This window comes from Cellulomonas biazotea (assembly GCF_004306155.1).
Lineage (GTDB): Bacteria > Actinomycetota > Actinomycetes > Actinomycetales > Cellulomonadaceae > Cellulomonas > Cellulomonas biazotea.
Map to the genome: position 1 here is coordinate 1 of NZ_BIMR01000030.1, position 20,739 is coordinate 20,739.

Annotated in this window: 13 protein-coding genes; 8 read left to right on the forward strand and 5 right to left on the reverse strand. The window is 74.1% G+C overall.

Annotation, left to right across the window (positions count from 1 at the left end; genetic code table 11):
• On the reverse strand, window positions 1-1,577 hold a 1,577-nt coding region (locus CBZ_RS03090; RefSeq protein WP_246012999.1), incomplete at its 3' end, for a glycoside hydrolase family 43 protein.
• 126 nt (window positions 1,578-1,703) lie between these two features.
• Between CBZ_RS03090 and CBZ_RS03095 the strand changes: the two genes are divergently transcribed.
• A complete protein-coding gene (locus tag CBZ_RS03095; RefSeq protein WP_130780140.1) occupies window positions 1,704-2,072 on the forward strand; it encodes a glyoxalase superfamily protein in 369 nt (122 codons plus the stop codon).
• Window positions 2,073-2,084: 12 nt separating this feature from the next.
• On the opposite strand, the gene CBZ_RS03100 is transcribed toward CBZ_RS03095, so the two are convergent.
• The 3 genes from CBZ_RS03100 to CBZ_RS21955 are packed head-to-tail and all read right to left on the reverse strand — an operon-like array spanning window position 2,085 to window position 9,640.
• Window positions 2,085-4,271 carry a glycoside hydrolase gene (locus tag CBZ_RS03100; protein ID WP_130780141.1) on the reverse strand — a complete coding sequence of 729 codons (2,187 nt, stop codon included), beginning with the start codon at window positions 4,269-4,271 and terminating at the stop codon, window positions 2,085-2,087.
• Window positions 4,272-4,309: 38 nt separating this feature from the next.
• Window positions 4,310-6,076, reverse strand: a complete 1,767-nt coding sequence (locus CBZ_RS03105; RefSeq protein ID WP_130780142.1) for an ABC transporter ATP-binding protein — start codon at window positions 6,074-6,076, stop codon at window positions 4,310-4,312.
• A gap of 30 nt (window positions 6,077-6,106) precedes the next feature.
• Window positions 6,107-9,640: a tetratricopeptide repeat protein gene (locus CBZ_RS21955; RefSeq protein ID WP_130780143.1), complete on the reverse strand. Its 3,534-nt coding sequence runs from the start codon at window positions 9,638-9,640 to the stop codon at window positions 6,107-6,109.
• A 574-nt stretch (window positions 9,641-10,214) separates the two neighbouring features.
• On the opposite strand from CBZ_RS21955, the gene CBZ_RS03115 reads away from it, so the two are divergent.
• Genes CBZ_RS03115 through CBZ_RS03135 form a run of 5 tightly spaced genes read left to right on the forward strand, consistent with a single transcriptional unit; the run spans window position 10,215 to window position 17,290 of the window.
• Window positions 10,215-11,513, forward strand: a complete 1,299-nt coding sequence (locus tag CBZ_RS03115) for an ABC transporter substrate-binding protein (protein ID WP_130780144.1) — start codon at window positions 10,215-10,217, stop codon at window positions 11,511-11,513.
• A complete protein-coding gene (locus CBZ_RS03120; RefSeq protein ID WP_130780145.1) occupies window positions 11,513-12,487 on the forward strand; it encodes a carbohydrate ABC transporter permease in 975 nt (324 codons plus the stop codon). Before CBZ_RS03115 ends, CBZ_RS03120 begins: the two co-directional genes overlap by 1 nt.
• Window positions 12,487-13,425, forward strand: a complete 939-nt coding sequence (locus CBZ_RS03125; protein WP_130780146.1) for a carbohydrate ABC transporter permease — start codon at window positions 12,487-12,489, stop codon at window positions 13,423-13,425. Before CBZ_RS03120 ends, CBZ_RS03125 begins: the two co-directional genes overlap by 1 nt.
• A complete protein-coding gene (locus CBZ_RS03130; protein ID WP_130780147.1) occupies window positions 13,422-16,046 on the forward strand; it encodes a beta-galactosidase in 2,625 nt (874 codons plus the stop codon). The genes CBZ_RS03125 and CBZ_RS03130 overlap by 4 nt, the downstream gene beginning before the upstream one ends.
• Before the next feature lie 2 nt (window positions 16,047-16,048).
• Complete coding sequence (locus tag CBZ_RS03135) at window positions 16,049-17,290, forward strand: ROK family transcriptional regulator (RefSeq protein ID WP_130780148.1); 1,242 nt, start codon at window positions 16,049-16,051, stop codon at window positions 17,288-17,290.
• 151 nt (window positions 17,291-17,441) lie between these two features.
• Here the strand turns inward: CBZ_RS03135 and CBZ_RS03140 are convergent, their stop codons facing one another.
• Entirely contained in the window at window positions 17,442-18,029 is a 588-nt protein-coding gene (locus tag CBZ_RS03140; RefSeq protein WP_165446624.1) for a TetR/AcrR family transcriptional regulator, read from the reverse strand.
• A 95-nt stretch (window positions 18,030-18,124) separates the two neighbouring features.
• Here CBZ_RS03140 and CBZ_RS03145 point away from each other — a divergent pair, with 95 nt between their 5' ends.
• Together CBZ_RS03145 and CBZ_RS03150 are read left to right on the forward strand one after the other, a co-directional pair.
• A complete protein-coding gene (locus tag CBZ_RS03145) occupies window positions 18,125-19,036 on the forward strand; it encodes an ABC transporter ATP-binding protein (protein ID WP_130780150.1) in 912 nt (303 codons plus the stop codon).
• Window positions 19,033-20,634, forward strand: a complete 1,602-nt coding sequence (locus CBZ_RS03150; RefSeq protein ID WP_130780151.1) for an ABC transporter permease — start codon at window positions 19,033-19,035, stop codon at window positions 20,632-20,634. The genes CBZ_RS03145 and CBZ_RS03150 overlap by 4 nt, the downstream gene beginning before the upstream one ends.
• Window positions 20,635-20,739 lie beyond the last annotated feature (105 nt).

Consider the following 20,739-nt stretch of genomic DNA (forward strand, 5'->3'; position numbering starts at 1 on the left):
TCGTGGCCCGCGTAGGTGAACGACCGCACGACGACCTCGCCGCGGCTCGCGACGAGCCCGACCATGCGGCCCGTGAACCCGGCGGCGACCTCCGACGACAGGTACCGGCCGTCGAGCCGGCCGAGCTCGACCGTGCCGTCGGGGCCGTGCACGACCGCGACGAGCTCGTCCGGCCCGCGCCGGTGGCTGTACACGTGGAACGGCGACGCGTCGGCCCGCAGCTCCAGCACGGTCGTGGCGTCGGCGGCCGCCTCGCCGAGGACCGAGACGAGCGACCCGACGCGGGCGACCGCCCGGACGCGCGCGCCCTCGACCTCGAGGGTGAGGGCGTGGTCGGGGTCGATCCGGACCTCGATCCCACCGGTGCCGTCGCCGGGCTCGACCTGGCCGCGCACCGTGACGCGGGTGTGCTCCTGGCGGCGCCCGACGAAGGTGCGGCCGGGCGCGTCCGCGGCGGTGGCTCCCTCGTCGGCGGCGTCGCCGGCGGGGGCCGCGAGACGCCAGGCGTCGCCCGACCACCGCAGGACGTCGGCGGGGAAGACCCCGGCGCCGACCCAGCCCACGGGCAGGTCGTGCGGCGGCAGGGTCTCGTCCTCCGCGGCCGGTGCGGTCGGCTGGACCGGCGCCCCGAGGACCGGCCAGCCGTCCCGCCACGTGACCTCGGCGGCGTACGTTTCGCGGCCCAGGACGTGCCAGCCGGGGAAGTACCCGACGGGCCGCACCCCGAGGAAGACGACGGCCCACGTGCCGTCGGGGCGCTCGACGAGGTCGGCGTGCCCGGCGTTCTGCACGACCGACTCGGTGCCGCGCGCGGTCAGCAGCGGGTTGTGCGGCGACGGCTCGAACGGGCCGGCGGGCGACGGCGCGCGCGCGACGGACACCGCGTGCCCGTGCCCGGTGCCGCCCTCGGCGACGAGCAGGTACCACGTGTCGCCGACGCGGTGCAGGTGCGGCCCCTCGGGGTGCTTGCCGCCGGTGCCGCTCCAGATCCGGCGCGGCGCCGACAGCAGCCGTCCGGTCGTCGGGTCGAGGACGGCCTGCTGGATCCCCCCGTCGCACCAGGTGAGGTAGCAGGTGCCGTCCTCGTCCCACGCGAGGTCGGGGTCGATGCCGCCCGCCTCGGCGATGCGCACGGGCTCGGACCACGGGCCCTCGGGGCGCTCGGCGGTGACGAGCAGGTGGCCGGGCCCGTCGTTGACGTTCGTCGTGACGAGCCAGAACCGGCCGTCGTGGCGGCGCAGGGTCGGCGCGTAGACGCCGCCCGACGGCCTGAGACCGTCGAGCCGCAGCTGGGACGGGCGGTCCCACGCGTGCCCGACCAGGTCCCACGTCACGAGGTCGTCCGACCGGAAGACGGGCAGGCCGGGCGCGTACTCGAAGCTCGAGCACACGAGCACGTAGCCGTCGCCGTCGCGGACGACGCTCGGGTCGGGGTGGAAGCCGGGCACGACCGGTCGCGTCGGCAGGGGGGTCGGGGTGGGGCCGCCGATGCCGGCGGCCGTCGGCGCGGCGGACGGGTCGGCGGTCGGGTCGGTGGGGAGGTCGGCGGGCAGGGCGGTGGGCGCGTCGTCGGGCACGGGACGACCCTGCCACATCCGTCGATGCGCTTCGACAGAATCGGGCAGACCGGTGTGGGTGGCGCGCGGGACGATGGACGTCCGCCGTCGACGTCGGGTCGGCGGCCCGCACGAGGGGGACGACCGATGGACTTCAGGCTCGAGCTCGTCTACGTACCGGTCAGCGACGTCGACCGCGCCAAGGCGTTCTACGCGGACAAGGTCGGCTTCGTCGTCGACCACGACCACAAGATCTCCGACGACCTGCGCTTCGTGCAGCTCACGCCCCCGGGGTCGGCGTGCTCGATCTCCGTCGGCGTCGGGCTGGCGGACTCCGCACCCGGGTCGGCCAAGGGCCTGCAGGTCGTGGTCGACGACGCCGACGCCGCGCGCGAGTACCTGCTCGCGCAGGGCGTCGACGCCCCCGAGGTGCAGGAGTTCCCGTGGGGCCGGTTCACCGGGTTCACCGACCCCGACGGGAACGAGTGGGCCGTCCAGCAGCTCCCGCCGCGGTAGTCCTGACGACCCTCACGACTCCGCGGGGGCGAACGTCCACGCCTGCTGCGGGTCGGTGGTTGCCGGGGTCAGGGCGACGGCCGTGCCCGGCTCGGCGTTGCGGCGGGCGACGTCGAGCTGGCGTGTCGTCGCGACGTTGAGCAGCGAGCGCGTGCGGCCGTCGAGGCTGCTGAGCACCCACTGCTGCGCCGGGTCCTGCCGCGCGGCGTCGACGTCGGACGCGACGAGAGTCGTCCGGTCGTCGTCGGTCGCGAGGAACCGGCCCGTGCCGTCGGACAGGGCGACGACGTGCCGGTTCGTGCCCGCGCCGGACAGGGTGTGCAGCGTCCACGTCTGCGCGGCGGAGCCGTCCGGCGCCTCGACGGTCGTCGCGCCGTCCGCACCGCCGTCCGACCCGGCCGCGAGGGCCAGCCCGCCGTCCGCGCTGGTCAGGGTGTACGCGGTGCCGTCCGCGAGGCCGGTCCCGTCGGCGACCCCGGACACGCCCTCGACGACTAACGTCGTCACGGACTTCGCGGGGACGGCCAGGGTGACGGTCCCGTCCCGCCCGACGCGCACGGGCTCGCCGGGCACGAGCGACCAGGGTGCGGCGTCGTCGGTGCGGACGGGCGGCGGGGCGGTGGTGACGACGGGGGTCACGGTCGCGCCGTCGAACGACGCGAACCGCGACAGGTCGAGGGTGACCGCCCGGTCGGACTGCGACTGGTTGACGTGCACGAGCGTCGCGCCGTCCTCGTCGCCGTGCACGAACGCGGTGGTCGACGGGTCGTCGACGGCGACCTGGGAGTCGCCGGGCTCGATGTAGTGCGTAAAGTTCCGGACGGTGTCGTACTTGGTGTTCGTCAGGACGCGGCACGTCGGGTCGGCGTGCCCGGCGGCGACGCGGCGGGCGGACGTCCCGTCGGCGGAGCAGTCGAGGTCGACGTAGACGCTGCCCCAGTTGCCGTCGGCCTCGAGCTCCATGTGCCACAGGTCCTCGACGGGCTGCCAGAACACCCAGGCGGACGGCTCGAGCTCGCGCAGGTCGTCGACGATGCGCGTCGCCATGCCGAGGCCGTTGGCCATGTCGTCGAGGTCGAACCCGCCCTCGATGCTGAAGTCGCCCTCGACCTCGCTCATCCACAGCCGCTTGCCGGCGGCCTTAGCGATGTCGCGGGCCTGCACGCGGTCCTCGGTGCCGTACGTGTGGACGTTGAGCTGCCCGACGGCCTCGCGCGCGGCGGGGGTCCAGCCCTCCCAGTCCTGCACGAACAGGCGCGGGTTGGTCTCGTCGGGTCCGGACACGACGGCGTCGGTGCTGGTCCCGGGGGCGGCGAGCCGGGCCGCGAGGGACTCGACGAGCGTCGCCTGCAGGGCGGGCGACAGGTGCGCGCCCTCCTGGCGGCGCGGCTCCAGGGTCCCGTCGGGCCGGAACCGGGTGGCCCAGTAGTCGGTGTTCGGCTCGTTCATCGGGTCGATGGTGGAGAACCGGACGCCGTAGGTCTGCTCCAGGTGCTCGACGGCCCGCACCATGTAGGCGGCGAAGTCGTCGACGCTGTCGGTGCGGAGCTGGTCGGTCGTGGGCTCCAGGCCGCCGGTCGCGTAGCCGGACTCGGTCATGAACCACGGCGGGGAGTTGCTGAACGCCTCCCAGTGCGTGACGCGCGCGTCCTGCGCGAGCCGCTCGACCCACCACCGCTGGCCGGGGTCGGCGTCGAGGTCGTACGACGCGTCGTCGTCGGGGTCGAAGGCGGCGCGGTAGGCGTCGGCGGCGTCGCGCACGGCACCGTCGGGCCCGAGGAGGCCGGGCGACCACCAGCCGGGGACGTCGCCGCCGGGCCGCATGTAGGCGGGCGAGTCGACGTCGGTCGCGTTGCCGCCGCCGACGTTGTACCGGACGACCGTGAGGTTCAGCCCGTCCTCGCCGAACACCTTCTGGTAGAGCTCCTCGCGCAGGTCCTCCGGGTAGCCGCCGGTCGCGTGCGCGAACCAGACGAGGCTCGTGCCCCAGCCCTGGAACCGCTCGCTCGCGCGGTAGGACGGGTCGGGCGTGATCGTCAGCGGCTCGCCGGCGACGTCGTCGGGGGCGGTCGCGACGAGGGCGGCGACCGTGCCGCCGGCGGCCGCGGTCGCCACGGTCGCGGCGGCGACGATGCCGAGGCGGGCGCGCCGCCGGGACGTGCTGGTCGTCGGGCCGGTGCCGGTCGGGGTGCTGGTCAAGGCCACACTGCCTCTCGTCGGGGGGTTCGTCGTGCGGGTCAGGTGCGCTGGGCGTGCTCGAGCCGCGCGTAGCGGCCGCCCGCGTCGAGCAGCTCGTCGTGGCTGCCGACCTCGACGACGCGCCCGTGGTCGAGCACGACGATCCGGTCGGCGTTGCGGATGGTCGACAGCCGGTGCGCGACGACGAGCGTCGTGCGGCCGGCCATGAGGCGCGCGAGGGCGTCGCGGACGAGCGCCTCGGACTCGGAGTCGAGCGCGGACGTCGCCTCGTCGAGCAGCAGGACGCGGGGGTCGCGGACGAGCGCCCGGGCGATCGCGATGCGCTGCCGCTGCCCGCCGGACAGGCGTGCGCCGCGCTCGCCGACGACGGTGTGCCAGCCGTCGGGCAGGGCGTCGACGATCTCGGCGGCGTTGGCGTCGACGAGGGCCTGCCGGACGCGGGCGTCGGGCACGTCGGTCATGCCGTAGGTGACGTTCTCCCGGATCGAGCCCTCGAACAGGACGGAGTCCTGCGGGACGACGGACACGTGGGCGCGGTACGTGCGCAGGTCGAGCGTGGCGGCGTCGACGCCGTCGAGCAGGATCCGGCCGCCGGTGGGGCGCAGGAACCCGAGCGCGAGGTTGAGCATCGTGGACTTGCCGGAGCCGGAGTGGCCGACGAACGCGATGGTCTCGCCGGGCCGGACGTCGAGGTCGATGCCGGTGACGGCGGGCTCCGCGGCGTCGGGGTAGCGGAAGTCGACGTGGTCGAACCGGAGCGCGCCGCCGACCGACCGCACGACGTCCTTGCCCGCGTTCTCCTCGAGGTCGGGCTCGGTGAGGACCTCGGCGACGGACCGCACGGACTCGAGCCCCTTGTGCCCGACGGGCAGGACCATGAGGACCTGGGTGACGCCGCCGGTGATGAGGCCGAAGTACGCGGAGAGCTGGACGACCTCGCCGGGCGTGATGGCGACGCGGCCGCTGACGCTCGCCCAGGCGCCGGTGACGAGGCACCCGACGCTGAGCAGCTGCAGGACGACCCAGGACAGCGACTGGAACCGGCCGTTGAGCATGTCGAGCTCGTACCCGGAGGTGCGCACGCCCTCGGCGCCCTCGGCGATGCGCGCCTGCGCGGTGGCCTCCAGGCCGTGCGCGCGCGTGATGGGCAGCAGGGTCGCCATCTCCCCGACGCGGGTCGCGAACTGCTCGACGTTGCGGCGGAAGTCCTCGTTGCGCTGGCGGGACCGGCGGGCGAGGGCCCACCGCAGGGCGACGGCGAGGGGGATGGTGAGCGCGTAGACGGGCAGGAACTGCGGCACGGACAGCGCGGTCATGACGATCGCGCCGGTGACGACGGTCGTCTGGGCGAGGACGGGGTGGGTGACCTGCTGGAGCGCGAGCTCGATGTTCTCGACGTCGCGGACGACCTTGGTCTGGACGAGCGACGACGACGTCCGGGAGTGGAAGCCGATGGACAGGCTCTGCAGCCGGGCGGTCAGGGCGTTGCGCAGGTCCGCGCCGATCTGTCGGACGGCCCCCATGAAGAGCTTGGTGTAGAGGACGTGCGTGGGGTAGTTCTGCAGCAGCGCGACGAACGCGATCGCGGCCCAGATGCCGAGCTCGCGAGGGGGCCCGCCGTCGACGACGACGTCGATGACGTGGGCCGTGACGACCGGCATGAGCCACTGCGGCGAGTCCTTCACGGGGAAGATCAGGACGGCACCGAGGACCCGGCGGCGGTGCGCGCGCAGAAGCCGCAGGACGGACCGCAGGGGGTGCTGGCCGTCGACCTCGACGGCGGCGCCTCGGCAGGCGACGGACATGAGACGAGACTCTAGCCATAATTACAGCCATTAGACGAAGGGTGCGACGATAGGCGTGCCGTCGTCCACCTCCTCGTCGTCGGCGGGTGCGTCGACCTCCTCCAGCGCGAGCGCCTCGTCGACCCGGTCCACCTCCCGGTACGCCACCGCCAGCGCCCGCCGGCTCGTCGCCGTGTCCACGTGCCACGGCCCGAGCATCCGCTGCCGCTCCGCCAGCGTGCGCTCAAGCATCGGCAGCGCCTCGTCCGCCCGGCCCGCGAGCCGGTACGTCATCGCCAGGTCGTGCCGGCTCGTCATCGTGTCCGGGTGCCCCGGACCCAGCACCAGGTCGCGATCCGTCAGCGTGCCCTCCAGCAGCACCACCGCCGTGTCCAGCCGGCCCGTGTCCCGCAGCGTCAGCGCCAGCCCGTGCCGGCTCGCGAGCGTCTCCTGGCTCTCCTCGCCGAGCACCCGCTGCCGGTCGCCGAACGTCCGCTGCATGAGGCGCAGCGCGTCCCGCGGACGACCGGCGTCGCGCAGCGCCGTCGCCAGGTCGTGCCGGCTCGCGAGCGTGTCCGGGTCGTCCGACCCGAGCACCTGCTCACGGTCGGCCAGCGTGCGCTCCAGCAGGGGCACCGCCCGGTCCACCCGGCCCGCGTCGTGGTACGCCCGCGCCAGGACGCTGCGGCTCTCCAGCGCGTCCAGGTGCTGCGGCCCGCCCGCCCGCTCCGCGTCCGACAGCAGCCGCTCCAGCAGGGGGAGCGCCTCGTCGAAGCGGCGGACGTCCTTGTACGCCAGCGCCAGGTCGCGCCGGCACGCCCGCGTCGTCGGGTGGTCGGGGCCGAGCGCGCGCTCCGCGTCCGCGACCGCCTGCTCCAGGACCGGCAGCGCCTCCGTGACCCTGCGCGCGTCGCGGTACGCCTGTCCGAGCTCGAGGCGGCTCGTCAGCGTGTCCGGGTGGTCGGGGCCGAGCACGCGCTCGCGGTCCGCCAGGGCGTGCTCCAGCAGCGGCAGGGCCCGGTCGAAGCGGCGCGCGGCCCGGTGCGCGAGCGCGAGCGCGGTGCGCGTCGCGACCGTGTCGGGGTGGTGCACGCCCAGGCTCCGCTCGGCGTCCGCGAGGCTGCGCTGCAGCAGCGGCAGCGCCAGGTCGACGCGGCCCGCGTCGCGGTGCGCGAGCGCCAGGTTCGTCCGGCTCAGCAGCGTGTCGGGGTGGCCCGCGCCGAGCGTGCGCTGCGCGTCCGTGACGTTGCGCAGCAGCATCGCGAGCGCGTGCTCGTGCTGCCCCCCGTCGCGGTAGGCCATCGCCAGGTTGTTCCGGCACGTCAGCGTCGCGTGGTGCGCCGGCCCGAGCGTCCGCTCCGCGTCCTCCAGTGTCGCCTCCAGCACCCCGACCGCACGGTCCAGGCGACCGCTCTCGCGGTGCGCGAGCGCCAGGTTGTTGCGGCTCGTCACCGTGTCCACGTGGTCGTCGCCGAGCCGGTGGGCCGCCTCCTCGACGAGCCCCTCCCAGCGAGCGACCGCCTCCTCGTGCAGCCCCGCACGGACCAGGCTCGCGCCCGCCGTCCACAGCGCCGCGTGACCGTCCGGCCGCCACAGCACGTGGTGGACGTCCAGCGCCGCGACCGTCGCGACGCCGTCGCGGAACAGGTGCGCGGCCGCCGCGCCGGACGGCAGACCGTCGTCGTAGGGCCACGCCTCCAGCAGCGCGTCCGCCGCGGCGCAGACCGCCGTGTCGAACGTCGTCCGGTCGAGCTGCTCGCGCACGACCTGCTGGACGAGCTCGTGGACGTGCGCGACCCCGTCGTCGTCGACCGACGCCAGCCCCACGTCGCACAGGTGGTCGAGGGCCTGCGCCATCTGGTCGCCCGTGAGCGCGTGCGCGGGCGTGATCCACCGCCGCCACGTGCGCGGACGGGTGAGCGTCGCGACCGCGCGGCTCGCGGAAGTCGTGCGCAGCAGCGCGACCGGGAACGTCGGGGCGAGCACGCTCACGAGGATGAGGACGAGCTGCGCGAGCCCGTGCGGCTCGTGCTCGTCGGCCCGGTCCACGGCCAGCGTCGTCGTGGCCAGGACCGTCGAGGCGCCGTCGGTCGCACCGCTCGACGCCAGCCCGAGCTCGCCGCGCCGCACCCGCAGCTGCTCGCGGTAGTCCTCCGCCGACGTGCCGCGCCCGCGCATCCCGGCGACGGCCTGCGCGAGGGCGAGCGGCAGGCCGCCCAGGTCGCGCGCGAGGTCGTCGGCGACGTCCTGCGGGACGCCCGGCAGGGCCGTCACCAGCAGCGCGGCGGCGTCCTCGTCGGTGAGCACGTCGACCTCGACGATCTCCGCGCCCGCCGCGGGCACGGCCTCCGCGTGCCGGCTCGTCGTGACGACCTGCCCGCTCGCGCCGTGCGGCCACAGGTCCCGCATCCCGACGGGCTCGGCGACGTCGTCGAGCACGACCAGCCAGGACCGGTGCGTCGACCGGAGCCACGCGAGGAAGTGCTTCGCGGCCTGCTCGTCGGCCCCCGTGCGCGCGGAGGGGCACACGATGTTGCCGGCCGCCGCGAACGCCGACAGCACGCCCGCGCGGGTACGCGCGTCGGCCCAGACGAGGACGTCGACCGACCCGGCGTCGAGCACGGCCCGGGCGTGCGCGGCGGCGAGCGCGCTGGTGCCGCTGCCCGGGTCGCCGCGCAGGAGCGTCGTGGTGCCGGCGTGCAGGCGGCCGCTCGCGGGGTCGTCGAGCAGCACGGCGAGGCTCGGTCGCGGGTGGTGGTCGGGGTCGGCGGCGGGGAGGTGCCCGACGACGACCGGCCAGTCGATGTCGCCGCGCTCGTCCTGCTCGCGACGTCGCCGCAGCTCGGTGGGTCCGGCGGGCGAGCGGGTCCACGTGCCGGGCCCGGCGTCGGCGGTCACCCAGTCGATGAGGTCGCGGTTGGCCGCGAAGCGGTGGGCGGGGACGGCCTGCAGCGGCGGCGGGCCGTCGGCGTCCGTGCGCTGCGCGGGACCGCTCGCCAGCACGCCGACCAGGAGGTCCTCGGCGAGCAGCGCGGCCCCGGTGAAGCCGCCCCACGTCCCGCCCGAGCCGCTGGTCGGCGGCACGGCGGGCTCGACGGTCATGGTCTGGGCGCGCGCGCGGCCGGGCCGCACGACGGCGTGGACCTCGTCGGCGAGCCGGACCCCGGGCTCGCCGGGGGTGCCCGACGGGCGGCGCGGGAAGCCGCCGGCGGCGCAGTCCGTCGTCCCGTCGACCTCCGACCAGGTGGTCCGCAGGTCCTCGGGGTCGAGCAGCGGCCAGTCGGGGTCGGTGACGAGCAGCAGCGCGACGTCGGCCTGCGGGTGCCACCAGACGACGGCGGCCGCGGACGCGGGCTGCTCCGGGGGGCGCCCGGCGGGTCGCAGCCGGACGGGCGCCCGGGCGGCCTGGCGGGCGACCCACTCGGGGGTGAGCGGTCCCTGCGGGGGCCGCACGCGGGCGGCGGGTGCGTCCTTGCCGAGGAGCTGTCGGGTCGTGAGGACGAGCCGCGGGCCGACGAGGTAGCCCGTCCCGGCGGCGCGACCGGCGTCGGCGTCGACCTGGACGACGCGGGCCGGCGTGGTCACGGCAGGTCCCGGTGGCGCGGGCCGGGGCGGTCGACGACGGGCGACGGGTGCACGGTGCGTGCGACCGTCGGCGGTGGTGTCGTCGGGTGCTGCCCGTCGGCCGGCATGTCAGGACCTCTTCACGGCAGGGGACGTCCGGCGACCGTCCACGCACGCGACGCGGGTGCCCCGGACGGCTTCGTCCCGGGGGCCCGTGCCCCCCCTGAGCGGCACGCGTGGTGGCGGCTGCCGCTGCCATCCCTCTCATCGGCCGGTGGCCCGGTGTGCTGAACGCCCGAACGGGTTGCGCGTGCCGCGAGGGCTCGACGGGTGACCGCCGGACGGGCGACGCCGCGGCGCCGTCGTCGGGTCCCGGTGCTGGTCACGCCCCGGTTCGGTGTTACCCGGCCCTGTCCTGCGCGTGGCCCGGGGATGGTGCCGCGATGACCTCGCCGTGACCGCCGTGACCGTACTGTGATCGGACGCCGCTTTCCATCCCTTCGTCTAAGGGTTAGATTTAGCGCCACAGTTTCTCGACGGTGCCGTGGGAAGACGACGCGGCGACGCCGTCCCTGACCGCAGAGAGGCGGACAGCATGAGCACGAAGAGGTCGATCGGCGTCCGTGCCGGAACGGCTGCCATCGCAGCGCTGAGCATCGCCGCACTGACCGCCTGCAGCTCGGGCGGCGGCGACGCCGACAGCGCGTCCGGCGGCACCACGACGCTGAAGATGACGGTCTGGGGCGGCGACGTCGACAAGAAGTCGTACCAGGAGCGCATCGACCTGTTCGAGGCGTCGCAGGACGACATCAAGATCGAGCTGCAGCTCATCCCCGGTGAGCAGTACGAGCAGAAGGTCCAGACGATGATCGCGGGCGGCGACGGCCCCGACATCATGCAGGTCGCCGAGGGCGTCAACGTCTACTCGTCGAAGAACCAGATCATCCCGCTCGACGAGCTCGCCGCCGACGCGGGCCTCGACCTGGAGGAGCGGTTCGGCCCCGTCGGCACGCTCTACTCCTACGAGGACAGCGTCTACGCGATCCCCGACCGCTCCGGCGCGATGATCGTCTACTACAACAAGGACATGTTCGACGCGGCCGGCGTCGAGTACCCGAACGCCGACTGGACCTGGCAGGACGCCCAGGCCGCCATGGAGAAGCTGACCGTCCCGGACCAGCAGTGGGGCTACGCGGGCGCCGGCTGGTGGGCGCAGTGGTGGTCGTTCGCGTACCAGAACGGCGGCCAGATCATCGACGAGGACGGCCAGCCGACGGCCAACTCGCCCGAGGTCGTCGAGGCCCTGCAGTGGGCCAACGACCTCACGCACAAGTACGGCGTCGTCCCGACCGCCGCGCAGTACGCGGACATGGGCCCCGACATGGGCGGCGACCCGGCGTTCGCGGCGCAGAAGGTCGCGATGAACACGACCGGCTTCTGGGCGATCAACTCGCTGCTCGACGTCGACTTCAACTGGGACATCGCCCCGATGTGGCAGGGCCAGGAGCAGGCCGTCTCCGCGTTCGGCTCGGGCCTGGCGATCTCCCGCGACAGCAAGAACGCCGAGGAGGCGTTCGAGGCGATCGACTTCCTCACGGACGCCGAGGCGCAGGCCGTCATCATCAAGAACGCGCAGGACGTCCCCGCCAACCTCGAGGTGCAGCAGTCGGAGGACTTCCTCAAGCCGGCGTGGGCCACGCGTGAGGTCAACATGGCCGCCTTCGGCGAGTCGTCGTCCTTCGTCTTCCGCTCGCCGCTCATCCCCGAGTGGAACGAGATGCAGGCCGCGTTCGACGACAACCTGGGCACGTTCTGGAACGAGGGCGGCGACGCCAAGACGCAGCTCGACACGATCCAGAAGAAGCTCGAGACGATCATCAAGCCGGCGAGCTGATGACCGCGACCCTCGGCGAGGCCTTCGGTGCGGTGCGGGCGACCAGCCCGCACCGCCCCGGGGGGCGCAAGGCGCCTCGCCAGAAGCTGACACGGCGACGCAAGGTCGAGGCTCGCTGGTTCTGGCTGTTCATCTCCCCGTGGCTGATCGGCTTCGTGGGGTTCCTGCTGGGCCCGATGATCGCGTCCGTCTACATCTCGCTCACCGAGTGGGACTCGTTCACGCCGCCGCAGTTCGTCGGGTTCGACAACTACACGCAGGCGCTGACGCAGGACCCGATCTTCTGGAAGGCGCTCGGGAACACGTTCTTCTACGCGCTGATCTCCGTCCCGCTGGGGCTCGTGATCGGTGTCTGGCTCGCGAACCTGCTCAACAAGAAGGTCCGCGGCCGCAAGTTCTTCCGCACGTTCATCTACCTGCCGACGCTGGTCCCGCTCGTCGCGACCGCGATGGTCTTCAAGATGGTGCTCGCCCCCTCGGGCCCGCTCAACGACCTGCTCGGGGTCGTCGGGATCCAGGGCCCGGACTGGCTGCTCGACCCGACCTGGGTCAAGCCCGCGCTCATCGTGCTCTCCGCGTGGGGCGCCGGCGGCGCCACGGTCCTCCTGCTGTCCGCCATGAACGGCATCCCCAAGGAGTTCTACGAGGCCGCCGAGATCGACGGTGCCGGGCCCATCCGCCAGTTCTGGTCGATCACGTTCCCGCAGATCACGCCCATCATCTTCTTCAACCTCATCATGGGGCTGATCGGGGCGTTCCAGATCTTCGGGCAGGTCTACATCCTCACCTCCGGAGGACCGGACAACGCCAGCATGATGATGGTGCCGCTGCTCTTCCGTGAGGCCTTCAGCTTCTACCACTTCGGGTACGCGTCGGCGATCGCCTGGCTGCTGTTCCTGGTGATCATCGCCTTCACGATCATCGCGTTCCGCACGTCGAAGAAGTGGGTCTTCTACGAGACGGAGGTGCGGTGATGGCTGCCGCCACGCAGGTGCCGCCGGTCGCAGCACCCCCCACGGACGAGCACGGCGAACCGGCCCGCGACTTCACGTCGGCCCGCACGCTCAAGGCGTTCAAGTCGTCGCCCGCGACCTACGCGGTGCTGCTCGTCGTGTCGGCGATCTTCTTCGTGCCGTTCATCCTCATGTTCTCGATCGCGCTGTCGAGCGACCAGACGAGCGCGACGAACATGTTCACGATCATCCCCACCGAGTTCGAGTGGTCGAACTTCACGTCGGTGTTCACGGCGACCGGGCTGCCCGTGGGGCGGTTCGTCGTCAACTCCGTGATCATCGCGACGCTGTCCGCGGTCGGTCAGGTGCTCTCGTCGTCGCTCGTCGGCTACGCGTTCGCCCGGCTGCGGGCACCGGGCAAGAACGTCATGTTCATGGTCGTGCTCGCCACGATGATGATCCCCGCGCAGATCACGATGATTCCCCAGTTCCTGCTGTTCAAGGAGCTCGGCTGGGTCAACACGTTCCTGCCGCTGATCATCCCGAACTTCTTCTCCAACGCGTTCAACGTGTTCCTCGTCCGGCAGTTCGTCTCGCGGATCTCCAGCGAGATGGACGAGGCCGCGCAGGTCGACGGGCTCGGGTACTTCGGCATCTACCGCCGGATCATCCTGCCGATGATGTGGCCGATCCTCACGGCCATCGCGATCTTCACGCTCACCGCGGCGTGGGGCGACTTCATGGGCCCGCTCATCTACCTCAACCAGGAGGACATGATGCCGCTGGCCCTCGGCCTGCAGTACATGACCTCGACGAGCAACGCGATGCAGCTCCCGCCGTGGAACCTCGTGATGGTCGGCTCGATCATGCTGACCGTCCCGATGATCGTCATCTACTACCTCGGCCAGAAGTACCTGTACGAGATGAACGTCTCCGGCGGAAGCGCGGGTGTGAAGTGACGACCGACCTCGACGCCCGGCTCGGGCTCACCACGTCCGGGCTGGTGCTCGACGGCGAGGAGCGCGTGCTGCTGTGCGCCTCGCTGTTCTACTTCCGGCTGCCGCGCGAGACGTGGGCGGCACGGCTCGCCCAGGTCCGGGCGTCGGGGTACACGGTCGTCGACGTCTACCTGCCGTGGAACTTCCACGAGCTCGCGCCGGGCGAGTGGGACTTCACCGGGCGGCGCGACGTCGGGGAGTTCCTCGACCTCGCGCACGACGCGGGGCTCGCCGTCATCGCGCGGCCCGGGCCGTACATCTGCTCCGAGTGGGACGGCGGCGCGCTGCCCGCGTGGCTGACCCTCACGCCCGGGCTGCGCCTCCGGCAGGCCGAGCCGCAGTACCTCGCGGCCGTCCGGACCTGGTTCGACCGGGCCCTGCCGATCCTCGCCGCCCGCCAGCACGGGCGCGGGGGCAGCGTCGTCGCGGTCCAGCTCGAGAACGAGCTCGACTTCTTCGACACCGCCGACCGGCACGCCTACGTGGGTGCGCTGCGCGACCTGGCGCTCGAGCACGGCCTCACGGTGCCGCTCATCGCGTGCGCCGGGCAGGGCGACGCCGCGGGCGCGACGGGCGACGTCGACGGCGTCGTCCCGGCGTTCAACTTCTACCCGTCGGACTCCTCCACGGCCGTCGAGCCGGAGGTCCGCCGCTACGCCGACCTGCTCGCGGAGCGCGGCCTGCCGCTGCTCGTCACCGAGACGAACCGCGCGCACGTCACGCTGCGCCGCCTGCTCGTCAGCGGCGCCCGCGTCCTCGCGCCCTACCTGCAGGCGTCGGGCTACGACTTCGGCTTCACGCCGTCGACCGGCAACTGGGGCGTCCCCGGCGGCTTCATGACGCACGACTACGACTTCGGCGGGTACCTGTCGCCGGTGGGCGAGCCGCGGCCGGAGATGGTCGAGGCCCGGGTCCTCGCCGCCGTGACTCGCACGCTCGGTGCGCGGCTCGCGCGCGCCGTGCCGGTCGCCGCGTCCGGCGCGTACTCGACGGCCGCGCCGACCAGCGCCTCGCCGTCGGCCCTGCTGCTCGACGGCGGCGGCTCGCTGCTCGGGGTGACCAACCTCGGCGACGACGCCGCCCTCGCGGTCCTCGCCGCCGCCGGCGGGCTGCCCGACGCGACCGTCACGCTCCCGCCGCGGTCGTGCACGCTCGTCCTGCGCGACCTGCCGCTCGACGGGTACGGCCTGGACGGCACGCTCGTGCTCGCGACCGCCGACCTCGTCGGCGCCGGCCCCGACGGGCTCGAGCTCGCCGCGCACGGCCCGTCGGTGCTCGCCCTACGCGCGTCGGTCGGCGGCGGGGACGTCGTCCCCGTGGCGCTCGACGCCCCGCAGCCCGGTGTGCCCGTCCGCACCACCGTCCACGACGGCGCCACGACCTGGCACGTCGTCGTGCGGCACCCGCAGGACGTGCCGGGCCCGGACGGGACGCGGTACCCCGCGCCCGCCGCCCCGGCCGTCCGGGGTGCGCTCGCCGCCGCCGAGGCCACGCGCGTCGCGGCCGCCCGGCTGCTCGACCTGCCCACCCGCACGGGCGTCACCACGACGTACGACCTGCCGCCCGCCTCCGAGGAGGTCGGCGTGCACCGCGGGCGGACCCACTACTCCGTCGACGTCACGGGCGTCACCGAGCTGCTGGTCACGGGCGCGGCCGACATCGTCGACCTGGTGCTCGACGGCCGTCCGCTGCCCACCCGCGCGGCGTTCGGTGCGACCGAGGTCGTCCCCCTGCACGGCGTGACGCGTCTCGACGCGACCGTCGAGACGTGGGGCCACCCCAACTTCGACGACGTGCGCCTGCCCGCGATGCGGATGGGGTCGCTGCGCGGCCTCGGACGCGTCTGGTCGGTCGTCGGGCGCGAGGACGTGCACGCGCTGTGGACCGTCGAGGGCGACGACCAGTGGGCGGGCGACCCCGCGCCGCTGCGCACGCTCGGCGGCTGGAGCAGCACGCGCGTCGGCCGGCCGATCACGTACAGGCGGAGTCTCGACGTCGACGGCACGCACGCGTACGCGCTGCACGTCGACGGCGTGCCCGGCTCGGTGCAGGTGACCGTCGACGGGACCGAGCGGCTCGTCACCGCGCTCGACCCGTGGGTGCACCTCGCGCCCGGCGAGGGCCGCGACGTCGCGGTGACCCTCCCGCACACGCCGGGCGCGTTCGGCCCGACGACCACGTTGCTGCGGCTCGTGCCCGTCCGCGGGTGGCAGGTCGAGGGGCAGTCGGACCGCGACCTGCTCGCCCTCGCCGCCGCGCCCGCGACCTCGACGGACGTCACGCTGCCGCTCGCGCTCGCACCCGGCGACGAGCGCTGGCTCGACGTCGACGTCCCGCCCGGCGGGTGCTCGGTCCGGTTTGAGGGCACGCACGTCCGCGTCGCCGCCTACGCCCACGGGGAGCTCCTCGGACGGGTCTGGCTGGACGACGACGCCCGGCCCCGCTTCACCGGGGGTGATCCGGGCCGGATCTGGCTGCCTGCCTCGTGGAACGGTGGGACCATACGTCTCGCGGTGCGCGCCACGGTCGGCCGCACCGAGCCGGCACTGGTCGCCGTCCTGGTGACACCCAGCAAGGAGTAGGGATGGCAGTCCGGAAGAGGTCCTCGCGCGACATCCGCTCGGAGTCGCGGCTCGACGTCCTGCACGCGCTCCTGTCGGCGGGCGAGTCGAACCGCAACGAGCTCGCCCGCACCACGGGCCTCAGCCTCGCGACGGTCGCGACCGTCGTGTCCGAGCTGCTCGCCGAAGGGCTCGTCGAGGAGGCCGGCCTGTCGGTCAGCGGCGTCGGCCGCCCGACGACGACCCTGCGCATCCACGGCGCCCGCGGCCTCATCGCCGGCATCGACGTCGCCGAGACGTACGTGAGCGCGCACGTGTTCGACGCGGCCCTCGCCGAGGTCGGCACCGCCGACCTCGCCCTCGACGAGCACGAGACGTCCGCCGAGTACGTCGTCGACGCGATCGTCCGCGCCCTCGACGCCGCCGTCGCGTCCACCGGCCTCGACCGGTCCCGCCTGCTCGGCGTCGGCGTCGCCCTGCCCGGCCTCGTGCAGCGCAGCACCGGGGCGATCTCCGTCGTCGTGCCCAAGTGGAGCTGGCGCGCGGAGGACCTCATCGACCTGCTGCGCGAGCGCGTCGGGCTGCCGCTCGTCGTCGAGAACCCGCTCAAGGCCATCGCGACCGCCGAGCTGTGGCTCGGCACCGGCCGTGGCGCCGCGAGCATGGTGACGATCAACCTGGGCACCGGCGTCGGCGCGGGCATCGTCCTGGAGGGCCAGATCCTGCGCGGGGCGACGAACAGCGCGGGCGAGTGGGGCCACTCGCTGCTCGTGCACGAGGGTCGCGGGTGCCGGTGCGGGCGGCGCGGCTGCGTCGAGGCCTACGTCGGCGCCCCCGGGATCCAGCAGACCCTGCGGGAGATCGCGCCCGACCACCCGCTGGCCGACCCCGACCTGCCGCAGCGCGACGTCATCGGCGCGCTCGCGACAGCGCTGCGCAGCCCCACGCCCGACCCGGCCGTCGTCGAGACGATCGCGCGCACGTCGCGGTACCTCGGCGCGGCCGTCGCGGACGTCGTCGCGATCATCAACCCCGAGCTCGTCATGCTCACCGGCTGGACCGCGTGGGCGCTCGGCGACGACCTGCTGCCCGGCACCGAGGCGGAGATCCGCGCGCAGTCCCCGAACGGCGCGGCGACCGACCTCACCGTCGGCATCTCGACCGTCCGCGGCAACTCCGCGGCGATCGGCATGGCGACCCTGGCGTTCGAGCGGTTCCTCGGCGACGTCGGCCTGGTGACGACCCGCGCGACGCTCGCCCTCTGACCCCCCACCGCCAGACCGCGGGTCTCCGCCGACTTCGCCGGTAGCCGCCGACTTCGCCGGCTCCAGCTGACGACCTCGGCTCAAGCTGACGACCTCGGCGACGGCCGACGGCCGACGGCCGCGGCGTCCGGTCCTGGGCGTGTCGGCGCGGTCAGCGGTGGGTGCCGGTCAGGTACCGCTGGATCGTGGGGGCGACCTCGTCGACGAGCTCGTCGTGCGTGAGGTCGGCGATCGGCGGCAGGTGCACGACGTGCCGGGCCACCGCGACGCCGAGCAGGTGCGTCCCGGCGAGCGTCGCGCGGCGTGCGCGGTCGGGATCGGCCTGCGCGGTGTGGGTCAGGAGGATCTCGCGGAGCATCTGCGCGGCACGCTCGGACGTGACGGCGGAGCGCACCAGGGCGAGCAGGACCGGGCGGGTGGCCGGGGCCTCCCACAGCCGCAGGTAGGCGTCGGTGACGGCACGGCCGGCGGTGGCCGGGTCGCCGCCGATCGCGCGGCCCACGATCCCGGGGATCGCGGTGCGGTCGGCGACGACGGTCGCGAACAGCGTGTCCTTGTCGCCGAAGAAGTGCCGGATGAGGGCGGGGTCGACGCCCGCGGCGGAGGCGATCGCGCGGATCGAGGCCCCGTCGTAGCCGCGCTCGGCGAACAGGGCGAGGGCGGCGTCGAGGATCGCGTCGCGGGTGCCGCTGTCGCCGGTGCGGCGGCCGGTGCGCCGTGCGGGCGTCGTCGTTCCCATGCCCTGGAGCATAACTCCCCGCTTGTGGAGTTCCCCAGGTGTGGAGTTGACTGAGGGCACCCCGACCGTCGGGGGTCCTGTCACGGGAGACGCGCATGAGCGGGCCGGACGTCCTGGTCGACATCGCCGGGCTGGTCAAGTCCTTCGGCAGGTTCCCCGCGCTGCGCGGGCTGGACCTGCAGGTCACGCGCGGCGAGGTGCACGGCTTCCTCGGGCCCAACGGCGCCGGCAAGTCCACGACGATCCGCGTGCTGCTCGGCCTGCTGCGCGCCGACGCCGGCACGGTGACGCTGCTCGGGAAGGACCCCTGGGCCGACGTCGTCGAGCTGCACCGGCGGCTCGCCTACGTCCCCGGCGACGTCTCGCTGTGGCCCGGGATGACCGGCGGCGAGGCGATCGACCTGCTCGGTGCGCTGCGCGGCGGGATCGACGAGCGGCGCCGTGCCGAGCTCGTCGAGCGGTTCGAGCTCGACCCCACCAAGCGCGGGCGGCAGTACTCGAAGGGCAACCGGCAGAAGGTCGCGATCGTCGCCGCCCTGGCCTCCGACGTCGAGCTGCTCATCCTCGACGAGCCCACGTCCGGCCTCGACCCCCTCATGGAGAAGGTGTTCCAGGAGGTCGTGCGGGAGGCGACTGCCCGCGGCACGACCGTGCTGCTGTCGAGCCACATCCTCGCCGAGCTCGAGTCGCTCGCCGACCGGCTGAGCATCATCCGCGACGGCAGGGTCGTGCAGTCCGGCACCCTCGCCGACCTGCGCGGGCAGACCCACACGACGATCCACGCGACCCTCGGACGCACCCCCGACCGCGAGACGCTCGCCTTCTTCCACGACGTCCACCTGGACGGCGACCGGTTCTCCGCGACGGTCGAGTCGACCCGCATCGGCGAGGCCATGACGCTGCTCGCACCGACCGGCCTCACGTCCCTGACCGTCGAGCCGCCGTCGCTCGAGAGCCTGTTCCTGCGCCTGTACGGCGACGACACCCCCGCGGAGGCGACGCGATGAGCGCAGCGACCGCGTCCGTCACGGGGGTGCGCCCCCTGCTGCGGGCGTCGCTGCACCACGACGGGCGACGGATGGCGCCGTGGGCGGTCATCGCGAGCGCCCTGTCGGTCACGTCCGTGCTGCTCTACCCGGTGGTCTTCCCCGACCAGGCCGCGCGCGCGGCGCTCGCGGGCGCGATCGGCGCCAACCCCGCGCTGGGCCTGATCTTCGGCCCGGCGAACGACCTCACGACCGCGGACGGGTTCAACGCGTGGCGGTCGCTGGCCCTCGGCGGGTTCCTCGCGGGCCTCGGCGCGATCTTCGCGGTCACCCGCGCGACCCGCGCGCAGGAGGACTCCGGCCAGGCCGAGCTGCTCGCGTCCGGCGTGCTCGGGCGCGACAGCCGGCTGCTCGCCGGGCTGGGGATGGCGTTCGTCGGGTCCCTCGGGCTCGGGATCCTCGCGGCGGGCCTCACGATCCTGTGCGGCGGCGACCCGGGGTCCTCGGTGCTGCTCGCCGCGACGTTCACCGCGACGGGGTGGATGTTCGGTGCCGTCGCGGCCGTCACCGCCCAGATCGGCTCGGACGCGCGGACCGCGAGCTCGATGGCCGTCGCCGTGCTGGGCGTGCTGTTCCTGCTGTGCGGGTTCTGCTACTCGGTCGGGGCGCCCGCCTGGACCATCTGGGCCAACCCGATCGGCTGGATGCACGAGACCCGGCCCGCCGCGGGCGACCACTGGGCGCCGCTGCTGCTCGCCGTCGCGTTCGCCGCCGCCGTCGCCGCGGTCGCGTTCGTCCTGCAGGGCCGTCGCGACTTCGGGCAGGGCACCCTCGCGCCGCGCCCCGGACCCGCCCGCGGCGCGACCCGCTCCACGTGGCGGCTGGCCCTGCGCCTCAACACCGGCGGGCTGGTCACCTGGGGCGTCGCGTTCGTCGCGCTCGGCGTCGTGTTCGGCTACTTCGCGACGTCCGTGACCGAGATCGTCGCGTCCGACCCCGCCGTGCAGCGGGTCCTCGCCTCCGGCGCGACCAGCCCCGACGAGATCGCGGGTGCGTTCGTCACGACGATCCTCAGCCTCGTCGGCATCCTCGCGTCCGTCGCGGGCATCCAGGTCGTCCTGCGGGTGCGGTCGGAGGAGCTCGAGGACCGCGTCGAGCCGCTGCTCGCGGGAGCCGTGCCGCGCCGCCGCTACTACGCGAGCAACGTCGTCGTCGCCCTCGCCGCGCCCGCCGTGTTCCTGCTGCTCGCCGGGACGGTCATCGCGACCCTCGCCGCCGGCGCGGACATCGGCCTCACGTTCGGCGACGTCCTCGCGCAGGCCGCCGTGACGATCCCGGCCGTCTGGACCGTCGTCGCCGTGTCCGTCGCCGTGGTCGGCGCCCACCCGGCCGTGACCCTCGCGGCGTGGGTCGGGGTCCTGCTGTCCTTCGCGCTGACCATCCTCGGTCCGACGTTCGGGCTCGACGACTGGGTGCTCGGCATCAGCCCGTTCTGGCACGTCCCGCACATGACCGCCGCCGACCCCGACTACACCGGCCTCGGCTGGGTCACGCTCGTCACCGCCGTCCTGCTCACCGTCGGGTTCACGGGCTTCCGCCGCCGCGACCTGGCCCGCTGACCTGGCCCGCTGACCTGGCCCGCCGACCTGCCCGCTGAACCGGCCCGCCGCCGTGCGGGCGTCGAGCGGTCGACGGGGTGGCCGCCGCGTGGCGCCCACCCCGTC